Origin of the sequence: Novosphingobium terrae (assembly GCF_017163935.1) — a bacterium.
Taxonomy (GTDB): domain Bacteria; phylum Pseudomonadota; class Alphaproteobacteria; order Sphingomonadales; family Sphingomonadaceae; genus Novosphingobium; species Novosphingobium terrae.
This window is the reverse complement of record NZ_JABVZR010000001.1, coordinates 2,879,539-2,894,084: the sequence shown is the minus strand read 5'-3', so window position 1 is coordinate 2,894,084 and position 14,546 is coordinate 2,879,539. Positions and strand designations below refer to the sequence as shown.

Annotated in this window: 13 protein-coding genes and 1 pseudogene; 13 read left to right on the top strand and 1 reads right to left on the bottom strand. The window is 64.4% G+C overall.

Going from position 1 to position 14,546, the window contains the following annotated elements; all coding sequences use genetic code 11:
* The first annotated feature begins 149 nt into the window (after positions 1-149).
* From HGK27_RS12950 to HGK27_RS12920, 7 genes are all read left to right on the top strand, one after another.
* Positions 150-1,178 (top strand): N-acetylmuramoyl-L-alanine amidase family protein, encoded by a 1,029-nt coding sequence (locus HGK27_RS12950; protein ID WP_241127115.1) that lies wholly within the window; start codon positions 150-152, stop codon positions 1,176-1,178.
* 98 nt (positions 1,179-1,276) lie between these two features.
* Positions 1,277-3,868, top strand: a complete 2,592-nt coding sequence (locus tag HGK27_RS12945) for a penicillin-binding protein 1A (RefSeq protein WP_407674615.1) — start codon at positions 1,277-1,279, stop codon at positions 3,866-3,868.
* A 334-nt stretch (positions 3,869-4,202) separates the two neighbouring features.
* Positions 4,203-5,330 carry a peptide chain release factor 2 gene (prfB, locus tag HGK27_RS12940; RefSeq protein ID WP_206241073.1) on the top strand — a complete coding sequence of 376 codons (1,128 nt, stop codon included), beginning with the start codon at positions 4,203-4,205 and terminating at the stop codon, positions 5,328-5,330.
* Positions 5,330-6,220 carry a class A beta-lactamase gene (gene bla, locus HGK27_RS12935; protein WP_206241071.1) on the top strand — a complete coding sequence of 297 codons (891 nt, stop codon included), beginning with the start codon at positions 5,330-5,332 and terminating at the stop codon, positions 6,218-6,220. Before prfB ends, bla begins: the two co-directional genes overlap by 1 nt.
* A complete protein-coding gene (locus tag HGK27_RS12930) occupies positions 6,220-6,999 on the top strand; it encodes a class I SAM-dependent methyltransferase (protein WP_206241070.1) in 780 nt (259 codons plus the stop codon). The genes bla and HGK27_RS12930 overlap by 1 nt, the downstream gene beginning before the upstream one ends.
* Before the next feature lie 11 nt (positions 7,000-7,010).
* A complete protein-coding gene (locus HGK27_RS12925) occupies positions 7,011-8,417 on the top strand; it encodes an NAD(P)H-dependent flavin oxidoreductase (RefSeq protein WP_206241069.1) in 1,407 nt (468 codons plus the stop codon).
* Positions 8,418-8,512: 95 nt separating this feature from the next.
* Positions 8,513-9,001 carry an SH3 domain-containing protein gene (locus HGK27_RS12920; RefSeq protein ID WP_206241067.1) on the top strand — a complete coding sequence of 163 codons (489 nt, stop codon included), beginning with the start codon at positions 8,513-8,515 and terminating at the stop codon, positions 8,999-9,001.
* Between the two features lie 270 nt (positions 9,002-9,271).
* Here the strand turns inward: HGK27_RS12920 and HGK27_RS12915 are convergent, their stop codons facing one another.
* Positions 9,272-10,459 carry an acetyl-CoA C-acyltransferase gene (locus HGK27_RS12915; RefSeq protein WP_206241065.1) on the bottom strand — a complete coding sequence of 396 codons (1,188 nt, stop codon included), beginning with the start codon at positions 10,457-10,459 and terminating at the stop codon, positions 9,272-9,274.
* Positions 10,460-10,720: 261 nt separating this feature from the next.
* Here HGK27_RS12915 and HGK27_RS12910 point away from each other — a divergent pair, with 261 nt between their 5' ends.
* The 6 genes and pseudogenes from HGK27_RS12910 to nuoE all read left to right on the top strand — a co-directional run bounded on the left by HGK27_RS12910 (position 10,721) and on the right by nuoE (position 14,544).
* Positions 10,721-11,095 (top strand): NADH-quinone oxidoreductase subunit A, encoded by a 375-nt coding sequence (locus HGK27_RS12910; protein WP_068089128.1) that lies wholly within the window; start codon positions 10,721-10,723, stop codon positions 11,093-11,095.
* A gap of 26 nt (positions 11,096-11,121) precedes the next feature.
* Positions 11,122-11,676, top strand: coding sequence for a NuoB/complex I 20 kDa subunit family protein (locus HGK27_RS12905; protein ID WP_068089213.1), 555 nt, complete (start codon positions 11,122-11,124; stop codon positions 11,674-11,676).
* 12 nt (positions 11,677-11,688) lie between these two features.
* A pseudogene (locus tag HGK27_RS12900) lies at positions 11,689-12,300 on the top strand (NADH-quinone oxidoreductase subunit C); the annotation flags it as partial.
* A 14-nt stretch (positions 12,301-12,314) separates the two neighbouring features.
* On the top strand, positions 12,315-13,529 hold the full coding sequence (locus HGK27_RS12895; protein ID WP_206241062.1) for an NADH-quinone oxidoreductase subunit D: 1,215 nt from the start codon (positions 12,315-12,317) through the stop codon (positions 13,527-13,529).
* On the top strand, positions 13,526-13,876 hold the full coding sequence (locus tag HGK27_RS12890; protein ID WP_068089119.1) for a nuclear transport factor 2 family protein: 351 nt from the start codon (positions 13,526-13,528) through the stop codon (positions 13,874-13,876). The genes HGK27_RS12895 and HGK27_RS12890 overlap by 4 nt, the downstream gene beginning before the upstream one ends.
* Positions 13,876-14,544, top strand: coding sequence for an NADH-quinone oxidoreductase subunit NuoE (nuoE, locus tag HGK27_RS12885; protein ID WP_206241060.1), 669 nt, complete (start codon positions 13,876-13,878; stop codon positions 14,542-14,544). Before HGK27_RS12890 ends, nuoE begins: the two co-directional genes overlap by 1 nt.
* Positions 14,545-14,546: the final 2 nt, after the last annotated feature.

The following is a 14,546-nucleotide window of genomic DNA, read 5'->3' as shown; positions in this document are numbered from 1 at the left end:
GTCGCCGATTCGCAAGCGCCCGGCGCGGAGCGGAGCGGGGGAGGGCAAGCGGTTGCACGGGCCATTGCGCTGATGCTCGCACTTGCCTAATCTGTGTTCAGGAAAAAGGGGTTGCGACCCGAAACGGGTTGTGGTGCGGAACGCTTCAGGTGACATCCAGCGAGGAAGAACAGGCGGTTCCCGCCCCAGAGGTTGCGGAGGCGCCGCCGGAGCCCGCAGCCGAGCCGATCGGGGAGCAGGCCGGCGATCCGGTTGAAGCGCCCTTGCCGCCGTCATCGCGGCAGCGCGTGCTGTTTGTGGTGGCCGCCGTGCTGCTGGCGCCTGTCGCCCTGTTGCTTGGTGCTTTTGGCGCGGCGCGTTTTCTCGCGCCCCCGCCCGATGCCGGCCATGCCTATGTGCTGCATATCGCGCTGCCGCCTGCCGGGGGCACGCTGGGCTTGCCGCCGGTGCAGGGGCCGCTTGATGCCAGCCGTCCGCTGGTGGTGATCGATCCCGGACATGGCGGGCACGATCCCGGCGCGCCGGGCGTCGATGACAAGGGCCATCCCCTGCGTGAAAAGGACATCACGCTGGCCCTCGCTCTGGCCCTGCGCGACAAATTGCTGGCCGGTGGCGGCGTGCGCGTGGCACTGACCCGCGACACCGACCGCTATCTGATGCTGGAGGAACGCTCCGGCATCGCGCGGCAGTTGAAGGCGGATCTTTTCGTCTCGATCCATGCCGACAGCTCCGAAGCCGCTGACGCCAGCGGGGCGACGCTCTACACCCTGTCGGACCGGGGCAGCAGTCAGGAAGCCAGCCGCATCGCCGCGCGGGAAAACCGCGCCGATACGGTCAGCGGCGTGCCTCTGGCGGGGACCAGCACGGCGGTCAGCGCCATTCTGGTGGACCTGTCGCAGCGCCATGCCGGGGCCCAGTCCACGCGCTTTGCCGAACTGGCCCTGCGCGAGGGGAAGGGCCGATTCGACTTCCGCGCCAGACCTTTGCAGTCAGCGGCCTTCGTGGTGCTGAAATCGCCCGATGTCCCCTCCGTGCTGTTCGAGGCGGGCTATATTTCCAACGACAAGGACAGCGCCCGCCTTGCCTCGCCCGAGGGGCGGGAGGCCTTTGCCGATGCCACCGCTCAGGCGATCCGCGTCTATTTCGCGCGGGAGAGCGGCGTTGCGGCAGTTCAATAAGGCCGGGCTGGCGTTGGGCTCGCTGCCCATGCTAGGGGGCAGCGGTAAGCCTGCTTGTGGTAAGAGGCCAGTTTCTGGCCAGAGTTTCGAAAGCCATCATGCCTGACCTGCCCAACACGCCCGATCCAGAGCGCGACGAAGACCACCACCTGCGTATCCGCCGCAAGGCCGGGGGCTTTATGGGCCGTCTGCGCGGCGCTCTGAGCGGCACAGGGCGTGCCCTTGGGCATCTGCCGGGCATGGGCGGATTGCGCAGCGCATGGGGTCGCAGCCGGCTGGTGCGCCTTGGCGGCTATGGTCTGGGCGTTCTGGTGCTGCTCTATGCGCTGGTCTGGGTGACGGTGATCCGCAACCTGCCCTCCGCCGACAGCCTGCTGACCTATCAGCCTCCGCTGCCCACCATGGTGCGCGGTGCCGATGGCGGCATCATCTATTCCTATGCCCGCGAACGCCGCGTGCAGCTGCGTTTCGTCGATTTCCCCAAGCCGATGATCAACGCCTTCCTGTCGGCCGAGGACAAGAACTTCTTCAGCCATGGCGGCGTCGATTTTATCGGCCTCGGGCAGGCGGTGGTGGATTACGCCTCCAAATTCGGCTCGGGCGAGCGTGCGCGCGGTGGTTCGACCATCACCCAGCAGGTCGCCAAGAACATCCTGATCGGCAATGAATATTCCGTCAGCCGCAAGCTGAAGGAAATGCTGCTGGCCCGCCGCATCGAAAGCGTGCTGAGCAAGGAGCAGATCCTCGAACTCTATCTCAACGAGATCCCGCTGGGCCGTCAGGCTTTCGGCGTGCAGGCCGCCTCGCGCGCCTATTTCGGCAAGGATGTCGGCGATCTGCAGCTGCATGAGGCCGCTTTCCTCGCCATCCTGCCCAAGGCGCCCGAAACCTATGGCCGCGCCAAATTCGCCGACAAGGCCATCGCCCGCCGCAACTGGGTGCTGGACCAGATGGTCAAGAACGGCTTCGTGCCCGCCGCCGAGGCCGAGGCCGCCAAGGCCCAGCCTCTGGGCATCATCGCCCAGCCCAAGCGCGACACCTATGACCCCTCGGTCGGCTATTTCGTGGAAGAAGTCCGCCGCCGCCTGATGGACCAGTATGGCGAAAGCGCCGAGGACAGCCCCAACAGCGTCTATGCCGGTGGCCTCTGGGTCCGCACCTCGCTCGACAGTGAGCTGCAGAAGTCGGCGCAGGATGCTTTGCGTGGCGGTCTTCTGCGCTATTGGTCGGGCAAGGGCTGGCACGGCCCCATCGCCCATATCGAGATCGATCCCGAGCATTGGCAGGGCCAGCTGATCGGCCTCAACAAAAGCATCGCCTATCAGGACTGGCGCGTCGGCCTGGTGCTGAAGCGCGGTGGCGGCAATGGCCAGATCGGCTTCACCGATGGCAGCACTGCAGCGCTGATCGGTGAGCTTTCGCAGGTGCATGTCGGCGATGTGGTCGCCAGTGCCCCTTCGGGCAACGGCACCTATGCGCTGCGTATCATCCCCGGCGTTTCGGGCGGCATGATGGTCGAGCAGCCCGGCACCGGCCGCGTGATGGCCATAGCTGGCGGCTTCGACTTCGGTCTCGACAGCTTCAACCGCGCCACGCAGGCCGAGCGTCAGGTGGGCTCCACCATCAAGCCCTTCGTTTACGCCGCCGCGCTGGACAATGGCATGACCCCGGCCACCATGGTTCCCGACCAGAGCTTCTGCGTCGATCAGGGCGCCGGCCTTGGCACCAAATGCTTCAAGAACTTCGGCAATGAAGGCGGCGGCGGCATCCATACCATGCGCTGGGGCCTTGAGCAGTCGCGCAATCTGATGACCGTCCACATCGCCAATGACACCGGCATGAGCAAGGTGGTCAGCACCATCAAGCGCGTCGGTATCGGCAACTATCAGCCCTATCTCTCCTTCTCGCTGGGCGCGGGGGAGACCACGGTGGCACAGATGGTCAACGCCTATTCGGCGCTTGCCGACAATGGCCTGCAGCACGACCAGTCGCTGATCGACTTCATTCAGGACCGCAACGGCAAGGTCATCTGGCGTGCCGACGAACGCGCCTGCAACGGCTGCTCGATGGCGGAATGGGATGGCAAGCCCATGCCCCGCCTGAGCCAGCGCGGCCGTCAGGTGCTGGACGCCCGCACCGCCTATCAGGTGGTCCATATGCTGGAGGGCGTGATCACCCGCGGCACCGGCGTGGCGCTGCGTGACCTTGGTCTGCCGCTCTTCGGCAAGACCGGCACCACCAGCGGCCCGACCAACGTGTGGTTCATGGGCGGATCGCCCAGCATCGTGGGCGGCGTCTACCTCGGCTATGACCAGCCCAAGTCGCTGGGCGGCTACGCGCAGGGCGGCACCTTCGCGGCGCCGATCTTCCGCCAGTTCGTGATGGCCACGCGCGATCGCTGGGATCACACGCCCTTCCTGATGCCGCCCGGCGTGCGCATGGTGAAAATCGACCGCGTCTCGGGCCAGCGCGTCTTCGGTGGCGATCCCAGTGACGAAGCCAAGGCCGCGACCATCTGGGAAGCCTTCAAGCCCGAAACCGAGCCGACGCGCGTAACGCGTCAGGAGCAGATCGCCGCCAAGCGGGCCGAGCTGCTGGATGCGATCCGGCGTGGGTTCAATGCGAATGCCGGGAAGAAGGATGATGATTCCTCCGGCAATTTTGCAGGTGAGCAGGGCGGGGTTTATTAAAGGGGTTTGGAAGGGAAGATGCGAGGGTCATAACCCTCGCGCTCCCTTTAATGTCTGCGTGGCGCTTCGGGTTCGGCGTTGGAGCTAACGTCGCTGCGCCGCAGGCAGGAGCGATGGCACAGCGTCAGCGATTTTTGAGCCTGCGGCGCCTTAGGTCGGGCAGGTGGAGAGGCGGGGCACATCCTTCGGGAACCACTGCCATCTCGTCGGGAGACGTTATGGGAGCGCGAGGGGGTAACCCCCTCGCTTTACCCCCTTCCTGCCTCCCACCCCTTTACTTTGCGGCCAATAAGTCTAACGCGCCACAGCTTGAACTCTGGTGGAGTGAGTGACGATGCGTGCCGAGGGCCAGGCCCATATTGACCGGATTGAGGCTGCTTTGGCGCTCGTCCGCAAGTTCCTGGACTGGGACCGTGCGCTGCGCCGCTTTGACGAGCTGAACGCGCGCGTGGAAGATCCCAAGCTCTGGGACAATCCCAAGGAAGCCGAGGCGGTGATGCGTGAGCGTCGCCGTTTGGAGGCCAGCATCGGCGCCGTCAATCACATCGGTCAGGAAATGGCCGACGCTGTCGAGTTCATCGAGCTGGGCGAGATGGAGGGCGACGAAGCCACCATCGGCGAGGGGCTTTCCACGCTGGCCGCGCTGGCCGAGCGTGCCGATAACGACAAGGTGCAGGCGCTGCTGGCTGGTGAGGCCGATGCCAGCGACACCTACATCGAAGTCCACGCGGGCGCGGGCGGCACCGAGAGCCAGGACTGGGCCGAGATGCTGCAGCGCATGTACACCCGCTGGGCCGAGCGCCATGGCTACAAGGTCGAGCTGGTGGATTACCACGCGGGCGAACAGGCCGGGATCAAGAGCGCCACGCTGCTGATCAAGGGCGAGAACGCCTACGGCTATGCCAAGACCGAGAGCGGTGTGCACCGTCTGGTCCGCATCAGCCCTTATGATAGCTCGGCGCGTCGCCACACCTCGTTTTCGTCGATCTGGGTCTATCCCGTGGTCGATGACAACATCGAGATCGACATCAATCCGGCGGATCTGAAGATCGACACCTATCGCGCTTCGGGCGCGGGTGGTCAGCACGTGAACACCACCGATTCGGCGGTGCGTATCACTCACGTTCCCTCGGGCATCATCGTCGCCTCGCAGAATGACCGCAGCCAGCACAAGAACCGCGCCACTGCGATGAACATGCTGAAGGCGCGTCTGTACGAGACCGAGCTGGCCAAGCGTGAAGCGGCCACCAACAGCGAATACAACGCCAAGACCGAGATCGGTTGGGGTCACCAGATCCGTTCCTATGTTCTCCAGCCCTATCAGCTGGTGAAGGATCTGCGCACCGGCGTCACCAGCACCTCGCCTGACGATGTGCTGGATGGCGCGCTCGATCCCTTCATGGCCGCGGCCCTGTCGCAGCGCGTGACGGGCGACAAGGTCGACGTCGAGGACGTGGATTGATGATGCACCGCCGGCAGTTCGGCGCCGGAGTTGTCGCGGCGCTGGGCGCCGGGGCGGCTTTCCCGCGCCTTGCGCTGGCGGATGCCGAAGCCCTTGCCGATGTGGGCACGCTGGGTTTCTATCTGCTCGATACGGCCACGGGGCAGGGCTTTGGAGAGCGCATGGATGAGCGTTTCGCCATGTGCTCCTCCTTCAAGCTGAGCCTTGCCGCCCATGTGCTGCATCTGGCGCAGCAGGGCCGGATCGATCTCACGCAGATGGTGACCTATGGCGAGGCTTTCGTGGCCGCTCTGGGCCATACGCCGGACACAAAGGCGCATCTCTCCACCGGCATGAGCGTGCTGGATCTGGCCCGCGCCAGCGTGGTCAACAGCGACAATGCCGCCGCCAACCTGCTGCTTGAGCGCACGGGCGGGCCTGAGGCGCTGACCGCCTTCTGGCGCGCGCAGGGCGACAAGGTTACCCGCCTCGACGCCAATGAGCCTAGCCTCAACCGCGTGCCTCTGGGCGAGGAGCGCAACACCAGCACCCCGCGCGCCATGGCTCACACCGTCGCCGCGCTGCTGACGGGCCCTTTGCTGACCGCGCCCCACCGCACCCTGCTGCTCGACTGGATGCATGAGAGCGCCACCGGCCTCAAGCGCATCCGCGCGGGCGTGCCGCAGGGCTGGTGGGCGGGCGACAAGACCGGCACCGCCTCCTATGACGATGCCCCGGCCTATTGCGTCGATCTGGCCTATCTGCGCCCGCCGGGCCATGCGCCGCTGATCGCCACGGCCTTTCTGCGCGTCGATGGCCCTCATGCCGAGATCACGCCTGCGGCGGAGGCGCGCATCGCTCAGGCTGCCCGCGCGGCGCTGCAACGCTGGATGGGGCAGGGCCACCGCTGATGCGCCTGCGCACCGCTGCCTTGCTGCCGCTGGCGCTGCTGCCAGCGGCTCTGCTGACAGCCTGCCATCAGGCACCGGCTGACCCCGATGCCGGGCGCCCGCCCGAGGCGCGCGGCTTCCCCCGCGCCGAGCATCAGACCGCACAGCTCTCCACCGAAAACGCCCCCGAAGCCGATCGTGATCGCCGGGACGAAGCCCATTCGGTGATGGATCTGGCGCGGATCACGCCGGGCATGACCGTGGCCGATATCGGCGCGGGTGAGGGCTATTACACCGTGCGCCTCGCCGCGCGTGTCGGCAAGAAGGGGCGCGTGCTGGCCGAGGACATCGATCCGGCCAGCCTCTCCGCGCTGGGCGATCGCGTGGCGCGCGAAAATCTCGACAATGTCTCGATTCAGCACGGGGCCGAGGCTGATCCGCATTTGCCCCGTGACAGTTTTGACCGCATTTTCATGGTCCATATGTACCACGAAGTGTCCGAGCCCTATGCCTTCCTCTGGTATCTGCGGCCTGCGCTGCGCGCCGGGGGGCGGATTGTGGTGGTGGACAGCGATGTCGTCACCAGCGGTCCCCACGCTGGGCATGGTATCGCCCCGGGTCGCCTGTTCTGCGAATTTTCCGCCGTCGGATATCGATTGACGGAATTCCTTCGCAAGCCGGAGATTTCCGGGTATTACGCGGAATTCGAAGCTGCCGGTGCTTTACCGGCTCCGTCCTCGATGCAGGCCTGCCGGATGGGGATAGCTCCGGCCCAGCGCACTGTCACAGGCAAGGGGTGAAAGAAAGTCAAATGGGTTTCAAGGGTTTGCAGCCGATTCTCTACGGGGGTAGGGAGGTCTGGCCGCTGGTTGAGGGAGGCAAGGGGGTTGCCGCCACCAACCACGCGAGTTCGGGCGCATGGGCGGCCGCAGGCGGCATCGGAACGGTCTCGGCCGTCAATGCCGACAGCTATGACGACAATGGCGATTTCATCCCGCAGATCTATCATGCGCTGACCCGTCAGGGCCGCCATGCCGAACTGATCCGCTATGCCATCGATGGTGCCGTGGAGCAGGTTCGCCGCGCCTATGACATTGCCAGCGGCAAGGGCGCGATCAACATCAACGTGCTCTGGGAAATGGGCGGCGCCCAGCAGGTGCTGGAAGGCGTGCTGGAAAAGACGCGCGGGCTGGTGACGGGCGTCACCTGCGGCGCGGGCATGCCCTACAAGCTTTCCGAGATCGCGGCGCGCTTCAACGTGCATTACCTGCCGATCGTCTCCTCGGGCCGCGCTTTCCGCGCGCTGTGGAAGCGCGCCTATCACAAGGTCGCCGATCTGATGGCGGCGGTGGTCTATGAGGACCCCTGGCTGGCCGGTGGTCACAACGGCCTTTCCAACGCCGAAGACCCCACCAAGCCGCAGGACCCCTATCCCCGCGTCAAGCAGCTGCGCGAGACCATGCGCGCCGAGGGCGTGCCCGATTCGGTGCCCATCGTGATGGCCGGCGGCGTCTGGTATCTGCGCGAGTGGGAAAACTGGATCGACAACCCCGAGTTGGGCGCCATCGTCTTCCAGTATGGCACGCGCCCGCTGCTGACCGAGGAAAGCCCGATCCCTCAGGCGTGGAAGGATCACCTCCGCACGCTGGAGCCGGGCGATGTGCTGCTTCACAAGTTCAGCCCCACCGGTTTCTACTCCTCGGCGGTGAAGAACCCCTTCCTGCTGGACCTTGAGGCTCGCAGCCAGCGCCAGATCCCCTATTCCAAGGTGGAAGCGGGCGATCATACGGTGCAGCTCGACGTGGGCGTGAAGGGCAAGAACTTCTGGGTGACGCCCACCGACCGCGAACGCGCGCGGGGCTGGGTTGGCCAGGGTTACACCGAAGCGCTGCGCACCCCCGACGATACGGTGGTTTTCGTGACCCCCGACACGCGCACCGTGATCCGCAAGGATCAGGCCGATTGCATGGGCTGCCTCTCGCACTGCGGTTTCTCTGCGTGGAAGGACCATGACGACTGGTCGACCGGTCGCCTGGCCGATCCGCGCAGCTTCTGCATCCAGAAGACGCTTCAGGACATCGCCCATGGCGGCGACGTGGAACAGAACCTGATGTTTGCGGGCCACGCGGCCTATCGCTTCAAGCAGGACCCGTTCTATTCCAACAACTTCACCCCCACGGTGAAGCAGCTCGTCGATCGCATCCTGACCGGCGACTGAACGATACAGCGCCCGCCCCGGTCTTTACGCCGGGGCGGGATGCTCTTTAGGTCGGGGCTTGCTGCCTGCGCGCAGTTGAGCGTAGAAAGCGACTTATGTCATTCCGCCGTTTCGTCTCCGCCGCTGCCGTCCTTTCGCTGGCAATTGGCGCCCTTTGCTCCGCCCCGCTCTCCTCCGCGCCGGACCGCAAGCCGCCCTATTGGCAGTCCCTGCGCGCCGATGAAGTGAACATGCGCGTTGGCCCGGGCGAGGATTATGGCATCCGCTTCGTCTACCACCGCCGCCACCTTCCGGTGAAAGTGCTGCGCATCAAGGAAAACTGGCGCTTCGTGGAAGACCCGGACGGCGTGCGGGGCTGGATGGTGATCAACTTCCTCGGCAATGAGCGCACGGCCTCCGTGCGTGGGCGCGCGCCTGCGGAGATGCGCTCGGGCGGCAGCGATTCGGCGGGGCTACTGTGGAAGATCGCCCCGGGCGCCGTGGGCAAGCTGGGCGATTGCGGGAATGGCTGGTGCAAGCTCGATATCGACCGGCATGTGGGATTCGTGCGGCAGGATCGGCTTTGGGGTGTCGGGCAGCCGTAAAGATTTAAGGTAAAAGGGGGAAATGCGAGGGTGTTACACCCTCGCGCTCCCATGAATGTCTATGTTGCGCCATGGGTTCGGTCATGCGCAAAGCACGCAGCGCCGCAGGCAGATTTTGCCAGCGCAACTCTTCGATCATGATTGAAGGCCTGCGGCGCCTGGCGCTGCGCAGGTGGAGCGTTCGGGCGCTGCAATTCGGCGCCACTGCCGTTTCGTCGGAAGACGTAACGGGGGTGCAGGGGGCGTAACGCCCCCTGCGTTCTACTTTTCTTAAATCAATTCAACAGCAACAGCTGTGGCCTCGCCGCCACCGATGCACAGGGCGGCAACGCCCTTCTTCAGCCCGCGCTTGCGCAGAGCGCCCAGCAGCGTGGTGATGATGCGCGCGCCCGAAGCGCCGATGGGATGGCCCAGCGCCGTGGCGCCACCGTTGACGTTGATCTTCTCGTGGGGGATGCCCAGATCGATCATCGCGAACATGGCGACGCAGGCGAAGGCTTCGTTGACCTCGAAGAGATCGACGTCGTCGATGCTCCAGCCGGCCTTGTCGAGCACCTTCTTCACCGCGCCGACGGGGGCGATGGTGAATTCGCGCGGCTCCTGCGCGTGGGCGGCGGTGGCCACCAGACGCGCAACCGGCTTCAGGCCCTTGGCTTCAGCGGTGCTGGCGCGGGCCAGAACCACGGCGGCGGCGCCGTCCGAGATCGACGACGAAGAGGCCGCCGTGATCGTGCCATCCTTGGCGAAAGCGGCGCGCAGGGTGGGGATCTTGTCGGGGCGGCCCTTGCCGGGCTGCTCGTCGGTGTCGACCACCACTTCGCCGGCGCGGGTCTTGATGGTGACAGGCACGATTTCCTCGGCGAAGGCGCCGCTCTCGATCGCGGCCTTGGCGCGGCGCAGCGATTCGATGGTGTAATCGTCCATGCCCTCGCGGGTCAGCTTGTATTCGTTCGCCGTGTCCTGGGCGAAAGCGCCCATGGCGGCGTTCTCATAGGCGTCTTCCAGACCGTCGAGCGCCATATGGTCATAGATGGTGTCATGGCCGAAACGCGCGCCCGAACGGTGCTTTTTCAGCAGGTAAGGCGCGTTGGTCATGCTTTCCATGCCGCCCGCGACGACCAGATCGACGCTGCCCGCAGCCAGCGCTTCGGAGCCCATGATCACCGTCTGCATGCCCGAGCCGCAGACCTTGTTGACGGTGGTGGCCTGAACCGACTTGGGCAGGCCGCCCAGAATGCCGGCCTGACGGGCAGGGGCCTGACCCAGACCTGCGGGCAGCACGCAGCCCATATAGAGACGGTCGATCTCTTCGGGGTTCACGCCCGAACGCTCGACAGCGGCCTTGACGGCGGTCGCGCCCAGCTGGGTTGCAGGAACATCGGCCAGCGCCCCCTGGAGCCCGCCGATCGGCGTGCGGGCGAAGGACAGGATGACGACGGGATCTGAATTCTCAGCCATGAGGGGCAGTGCCTTTCAGGATTGTATGACGTCCTAGAGGAGAGAGGCATAAATGATGCACTGCGGCAATTATGTGACAAAGCCCACAGAAAGCCGCTTCCGCGATTCATACCTATTCCTCCCCCTAGGTCGGACAGGGTGGACGAAAGGACAAGAGGCAAAGTTGCATATTCGTTCAGCTAGCGGTGGTTCCGCCACTTGCGCATGGCGCCAAGCGGTACTAGGGCCCGCTCAACCCACAAACAAATGCGAGTCAGCTCCTTGGTCGACCTGTCGCACTACCTGCCCATTCTGATTTTCCTGGTCATCGCGCTGGGACTCTCATCGGCATTCGTTTTCCTGCCCCAGCTGGTAGGCCGTCTGACCGGCTCCTATAAGCCGGAAGCTGACAAGCTTTCGGAATATGAGTGCGGTTTCCCCACTTTTGAAGACCCGCGCAGTCAGTTCGACGTGCGATTCTATCTGGTGGCCATTCTTTTCATCATCTTCGACCTGGAAGCAGCCTTCCTGTTTCCCTGGGCGGTCAGCCTCAAGCAGACCGGCTGGGCCGGTTGGGCCACCATGATGGTGTTCCTGGCCGAACTGGTGATCGGCTTCATCTATGCGTGGAAGAAGGGAGCTCTGGACTGGGAATGAGCAACATCAATCCTCTTGAGCCCATCATGGGGGCCAATGGCCGCCTGATGAACCCCCAGACGCTGGCGCCCGCCGTGACGCCGCCCGACCAGGCCTTCTTCAAGGACCTGTCGCAGGAAGTGTCAGACAAGGGTTTTCTGGTCACCAGCACCGAAGATCTCTTCCATTGGGCCCGCACGGGCTCTTTGTGGTGGATGACCTTTGGCCTGGCATGCTGCGCCGTGGAAATGATCCACGTCAACATGCCGCGCTATGACATGGAGCGCTTCGGCGCCGCGCCGCGCGCTTCCCCGCGTCAGTCCGACGTGATGATCGTGGCCGGCACGCTGTGCAACAAGATGGCCCCGGCGCTGCGCAAGGTCTATGACCAGATGTCGAACCCCAAATGGGTGATCTCGATGGGCAGCTGCGCCAATGGCGGTGGTTACTACCACTACAGCTACAGCGTGGTGCGCGGTTGCGACCGTATCGTCCCCGTGGACATCTATGTGCCCGGTTGCCCGCCGACCGCGGAGGCGCTGCTGTATGGAATCATGCAGTTGCAGCGCAAGATCCGCCGTACCGGCACGATCGAGCGTTAAGGGGCTAAGACTATGGCTGTTGTGCATGCCGCACCCAAATGGTCCTCGAATGAGGGCGTGCTGGCCAAGCTGAGCGACTCGCTGGCTGGTCTGCTGATCGCCGCGCGCGAGGAGCATGGCGAGATCGTGCTGACCATCGCGCGCGACAAGATCGTCGAGGCGCTGACCATCCTGCGCGATCAGCATGCTTACCAGCAGCTGATGGAGATGGCTGGTGTGGACTATCCCGATCGCGCCGAGCGCTTCGAGGTGGTCTACATGCTGCTCTCGCTGACCGCGAACCACCGCCTGCTGGTCAAGGTTTCGGCCGCCGAGCATACGCCCGTGCCGACCGTGACGGGCCTGTGGCCGGTCGCCGGCTGGCTGGAGCGCGAAGTCTTCGACATGTATGGCGTGATCTTCGCGGGCAACCACGATCTGCGCCGCATCCTGACGGACTACGGCTTCGAGGGGCATCCGTTCCGCAAGGACTTCCCGCTGACGGGCTATCAGGAACTGCGTTACTCGCAGGAAGAGCAGCGCGTGGTCTATGAGCCGGTCAAGCTGGCCCAGGATCTGCGCCAGTTCGATTTCATGAGCCCCTGGGAAGGCGCGGAATACGTGCTGCCCGGCGATGAAAAAGCTCAGGGAGACGCCAAGTGAACGGCCTTGTCCTGGAAGAATCGCCGACCACCGGCGATGAGATCATCACCAATTACACCATCAACTTCGGCCCCCAGCATCCCGCCGCTCACGGCGTGCTGCGCATGGTCACCGAGCTGGATGGCGAAATCGTCGAGCGTATCGATCCCCATATCGGCCTGCTGCATCGCGGCACCGAAAAGCTGATCGAGCACAAGACCTATCTGCAGGCGCTGCCCTATTTCGACCGGCTGGACTATTGTTCGCCGCTCGGCATGGAGCACAGCTATGTTCTGGCGGTGGAAAAGCTGCTGAACGTGGAAGTGCCGCTGCGCGCCCAGTATCTGCGCGTGCTCTTCGCGGAGCTGACCCGCATCTGCAATCACATGATGAACATTGGTTCGCAGGTGATGGACGTGGGCGCGATGACGCCCATGCTGTGGATGTTCGAAATCCGCGAGGATTGCCTCAACTTCTTCGAGCGCGCTTCGGGCGCCCGCATGCACTCGGCCTATTTCCGTCCGGGCGGCGTGCATCAGGATGTGCCCCTCAAGCTGCTGGTCGACATCGGCGAGTGGCTGGACAAGCGCTTCGTCGAGCTGTTCGACGATGCCTGCTCGCTCTTCGTGGACAACCGTATCTTCAAGCAGCGCAACGTCGACATCGGCGTGGTGAGCAAGGAAGACGCGCTGAAGTGGGGCTTCTCGGGCCCCATGCTGCGCGGTTCGGGCATCCCCTGGGATATCCGCAAGTCGCAGCCCTATGATGTCTATGACCGCATGGACTTCGACATTCCCGTCGGCACCAGCGGCGACTGCTATGACCGCATGATGGTGCGCGTCGAGGAAGTGCGTCAGTCGGCGCGCATCATGAAGCAGTGCCTGGCTGAAATGCCCGAAGGCCCGATCCAGAGCGAGGACCGCAAGGTCTCGCCGCCCAAGCGCGGTGAGATGAAGCAGTCGATGGAAAGCCTGATCCACCACTTCAAGCTTTACACCGAAGGTTTCCATGTGCCCGCCGGTGAGGTCTATGTGGCGACGGAAAGCCCCAAGGGCGAGTTCGGCGTCTATCTGGTCAGCGACGGCGGCAACAAGCCCTATCGCTGCAAGATCCGCCCGACGGCCTTCAGCCACCTGCAGGCGATGGACTTCCTGACCAAGGGCCACATGCTGCCCGACATCACCGCCATTCTGGGCGCGATGGACATCGTGTTCGGGGAGTGCGACCGTTGAGCAACCTTGCAACCGCCGAGGCAATGCTTGCCGCGTACAACGCGCAGGATGCCGACCTCTATGTCAGCTACATGACCGAGGACGCCAGCGAGGCTGGCTATCGCGGTGATGTGGTGCGCGAAGGCAAGGAAGGCACCCGCACGGGGCTCGCCGCCGCTTTCGTGAAATGGCCGGAAAACCGCGCCGAAGTCCGCCACAAGCAGGACATCGGCAATTATGTGCTGATGCGCGAATATGTGACGCGTGGGCCTGCCAGCGACGGTTCGCCGCTGGTCGAGCCTTTCGAGGTCATCGCCGTCTATTCGTTCGAGGGCGACAAGTGCTCTCGCGTGGAGTTCATCCGCTAATGGCTGATCGTCATCTTGAACCCGATACCCCCGAGCTGCGCGCGCGCTGGGGGAATTTCGCCTGGACTGAAGCGAATGCCGCTCAGGCCAAGGTTGTTGTGTCGCGCTATCCCGAAGGGCGCCAGCGCTCGGCGGTGATGCCGCTGCTCGATCTGGCCCAGCGTCAGGTCGGCGCCGACACCAACACGCAGGGCTGGCTGCCGATCCCGGTGATGGAATATGTCGCGAGCTATCTCGACATGCCGATCATCCGCGTGGTCGAGGTTGCCACCTTCTACACCATGTACAATCTGGTCCCCGTGGGCCGCTATCACGTGCAGGTCTGCGGTACGACGCCCTGCATGCTGCGCGGCTCGGACGATCTGATCACCGCCTGTCACAAGCGTGGCATGAAGGCCGGGCATGTCAGCGATGACGGTCTCTGGAGCTTCACCGAGGTGGAATGCATGGGCAATTGCGCATCGGCACCGATGGTTCAGATCAACGACGACAATTACGAGGATCTGACCACCGAGCGTCTGGACAAGGTGCTCGACGCGCTGGCACGCGGCGAAACGCCCAAGGCCGGCACGCAGGAGCCGGGCCGCCACACGGTGGAGCCCGCGAACGCGCTTTCGAACCTGACCGCGATGGTTGGCGACAACCACGATTACCGAGGGGAGTGGTAAGT

Coding starts and splice junctions, on each gene's coding strand:
- HGK27_RS12920 (WP_206241067.1), top strand. CDS start 8,513: ATGTCATTCCGCCGTTTCGTCTCCGCCGCTGCCGTCCTTTCGCTGGCA.
- HGK27_RS12905 (WP_068089213.1), top strand. CDS start 11,122: ATGGGGGCCAATGGCCGCCTGATGAACCCCCAGACGCTGGCGCCCGCC.
- nuoE (WP_206241060.1), top strand. CDS start 13,876: ATGGCTGATCGTCATCTTGAACCCGATACCCCCGAGCTGCGCGCGCGC.
- HGK27_RS12925 (WP_206241069.1), top strand. CDS start 7,011: ATGGGTTTCAAGGGTTTGCAGCCGATTCTCTACGGGGGTAGGGAGGTC.
- bla (WP_206241071.1), top strand. CDS start 5,330: ATGATGCACCGCCGGCAGTTCGGCGCCGGAGTTGTCGCGGCGCTGGGC.
- HGK27_RS12945 (WP_407674615.1), top strand. CDS start 1,277: ATGCCTGACCTGCCCAACACGCCCGATCCAGAGCGCGACGAAGACCAC.
- prfB (WP_206241073.1), top strand. CDS start 4,203: ATGCGTGCCGAGGGCCAGGCCCATATTGACCGGATTGAGGCTGCTTTG.
- HGK27_RS12915 (WP_206241065.1), bottom strand. CDS start 10,459: ATGGCTGAGAATTCAGATCCCGTCGTCATCCTGTCCTTCGCCCGCACG.
- HGK27_RS12930 (WP_206241070.1), top strand. CDS start 6,220: ATGCGCCTGCGCACCGCTGCCTTGCTGCCGCTGGCGCTGCTGCCAGCG.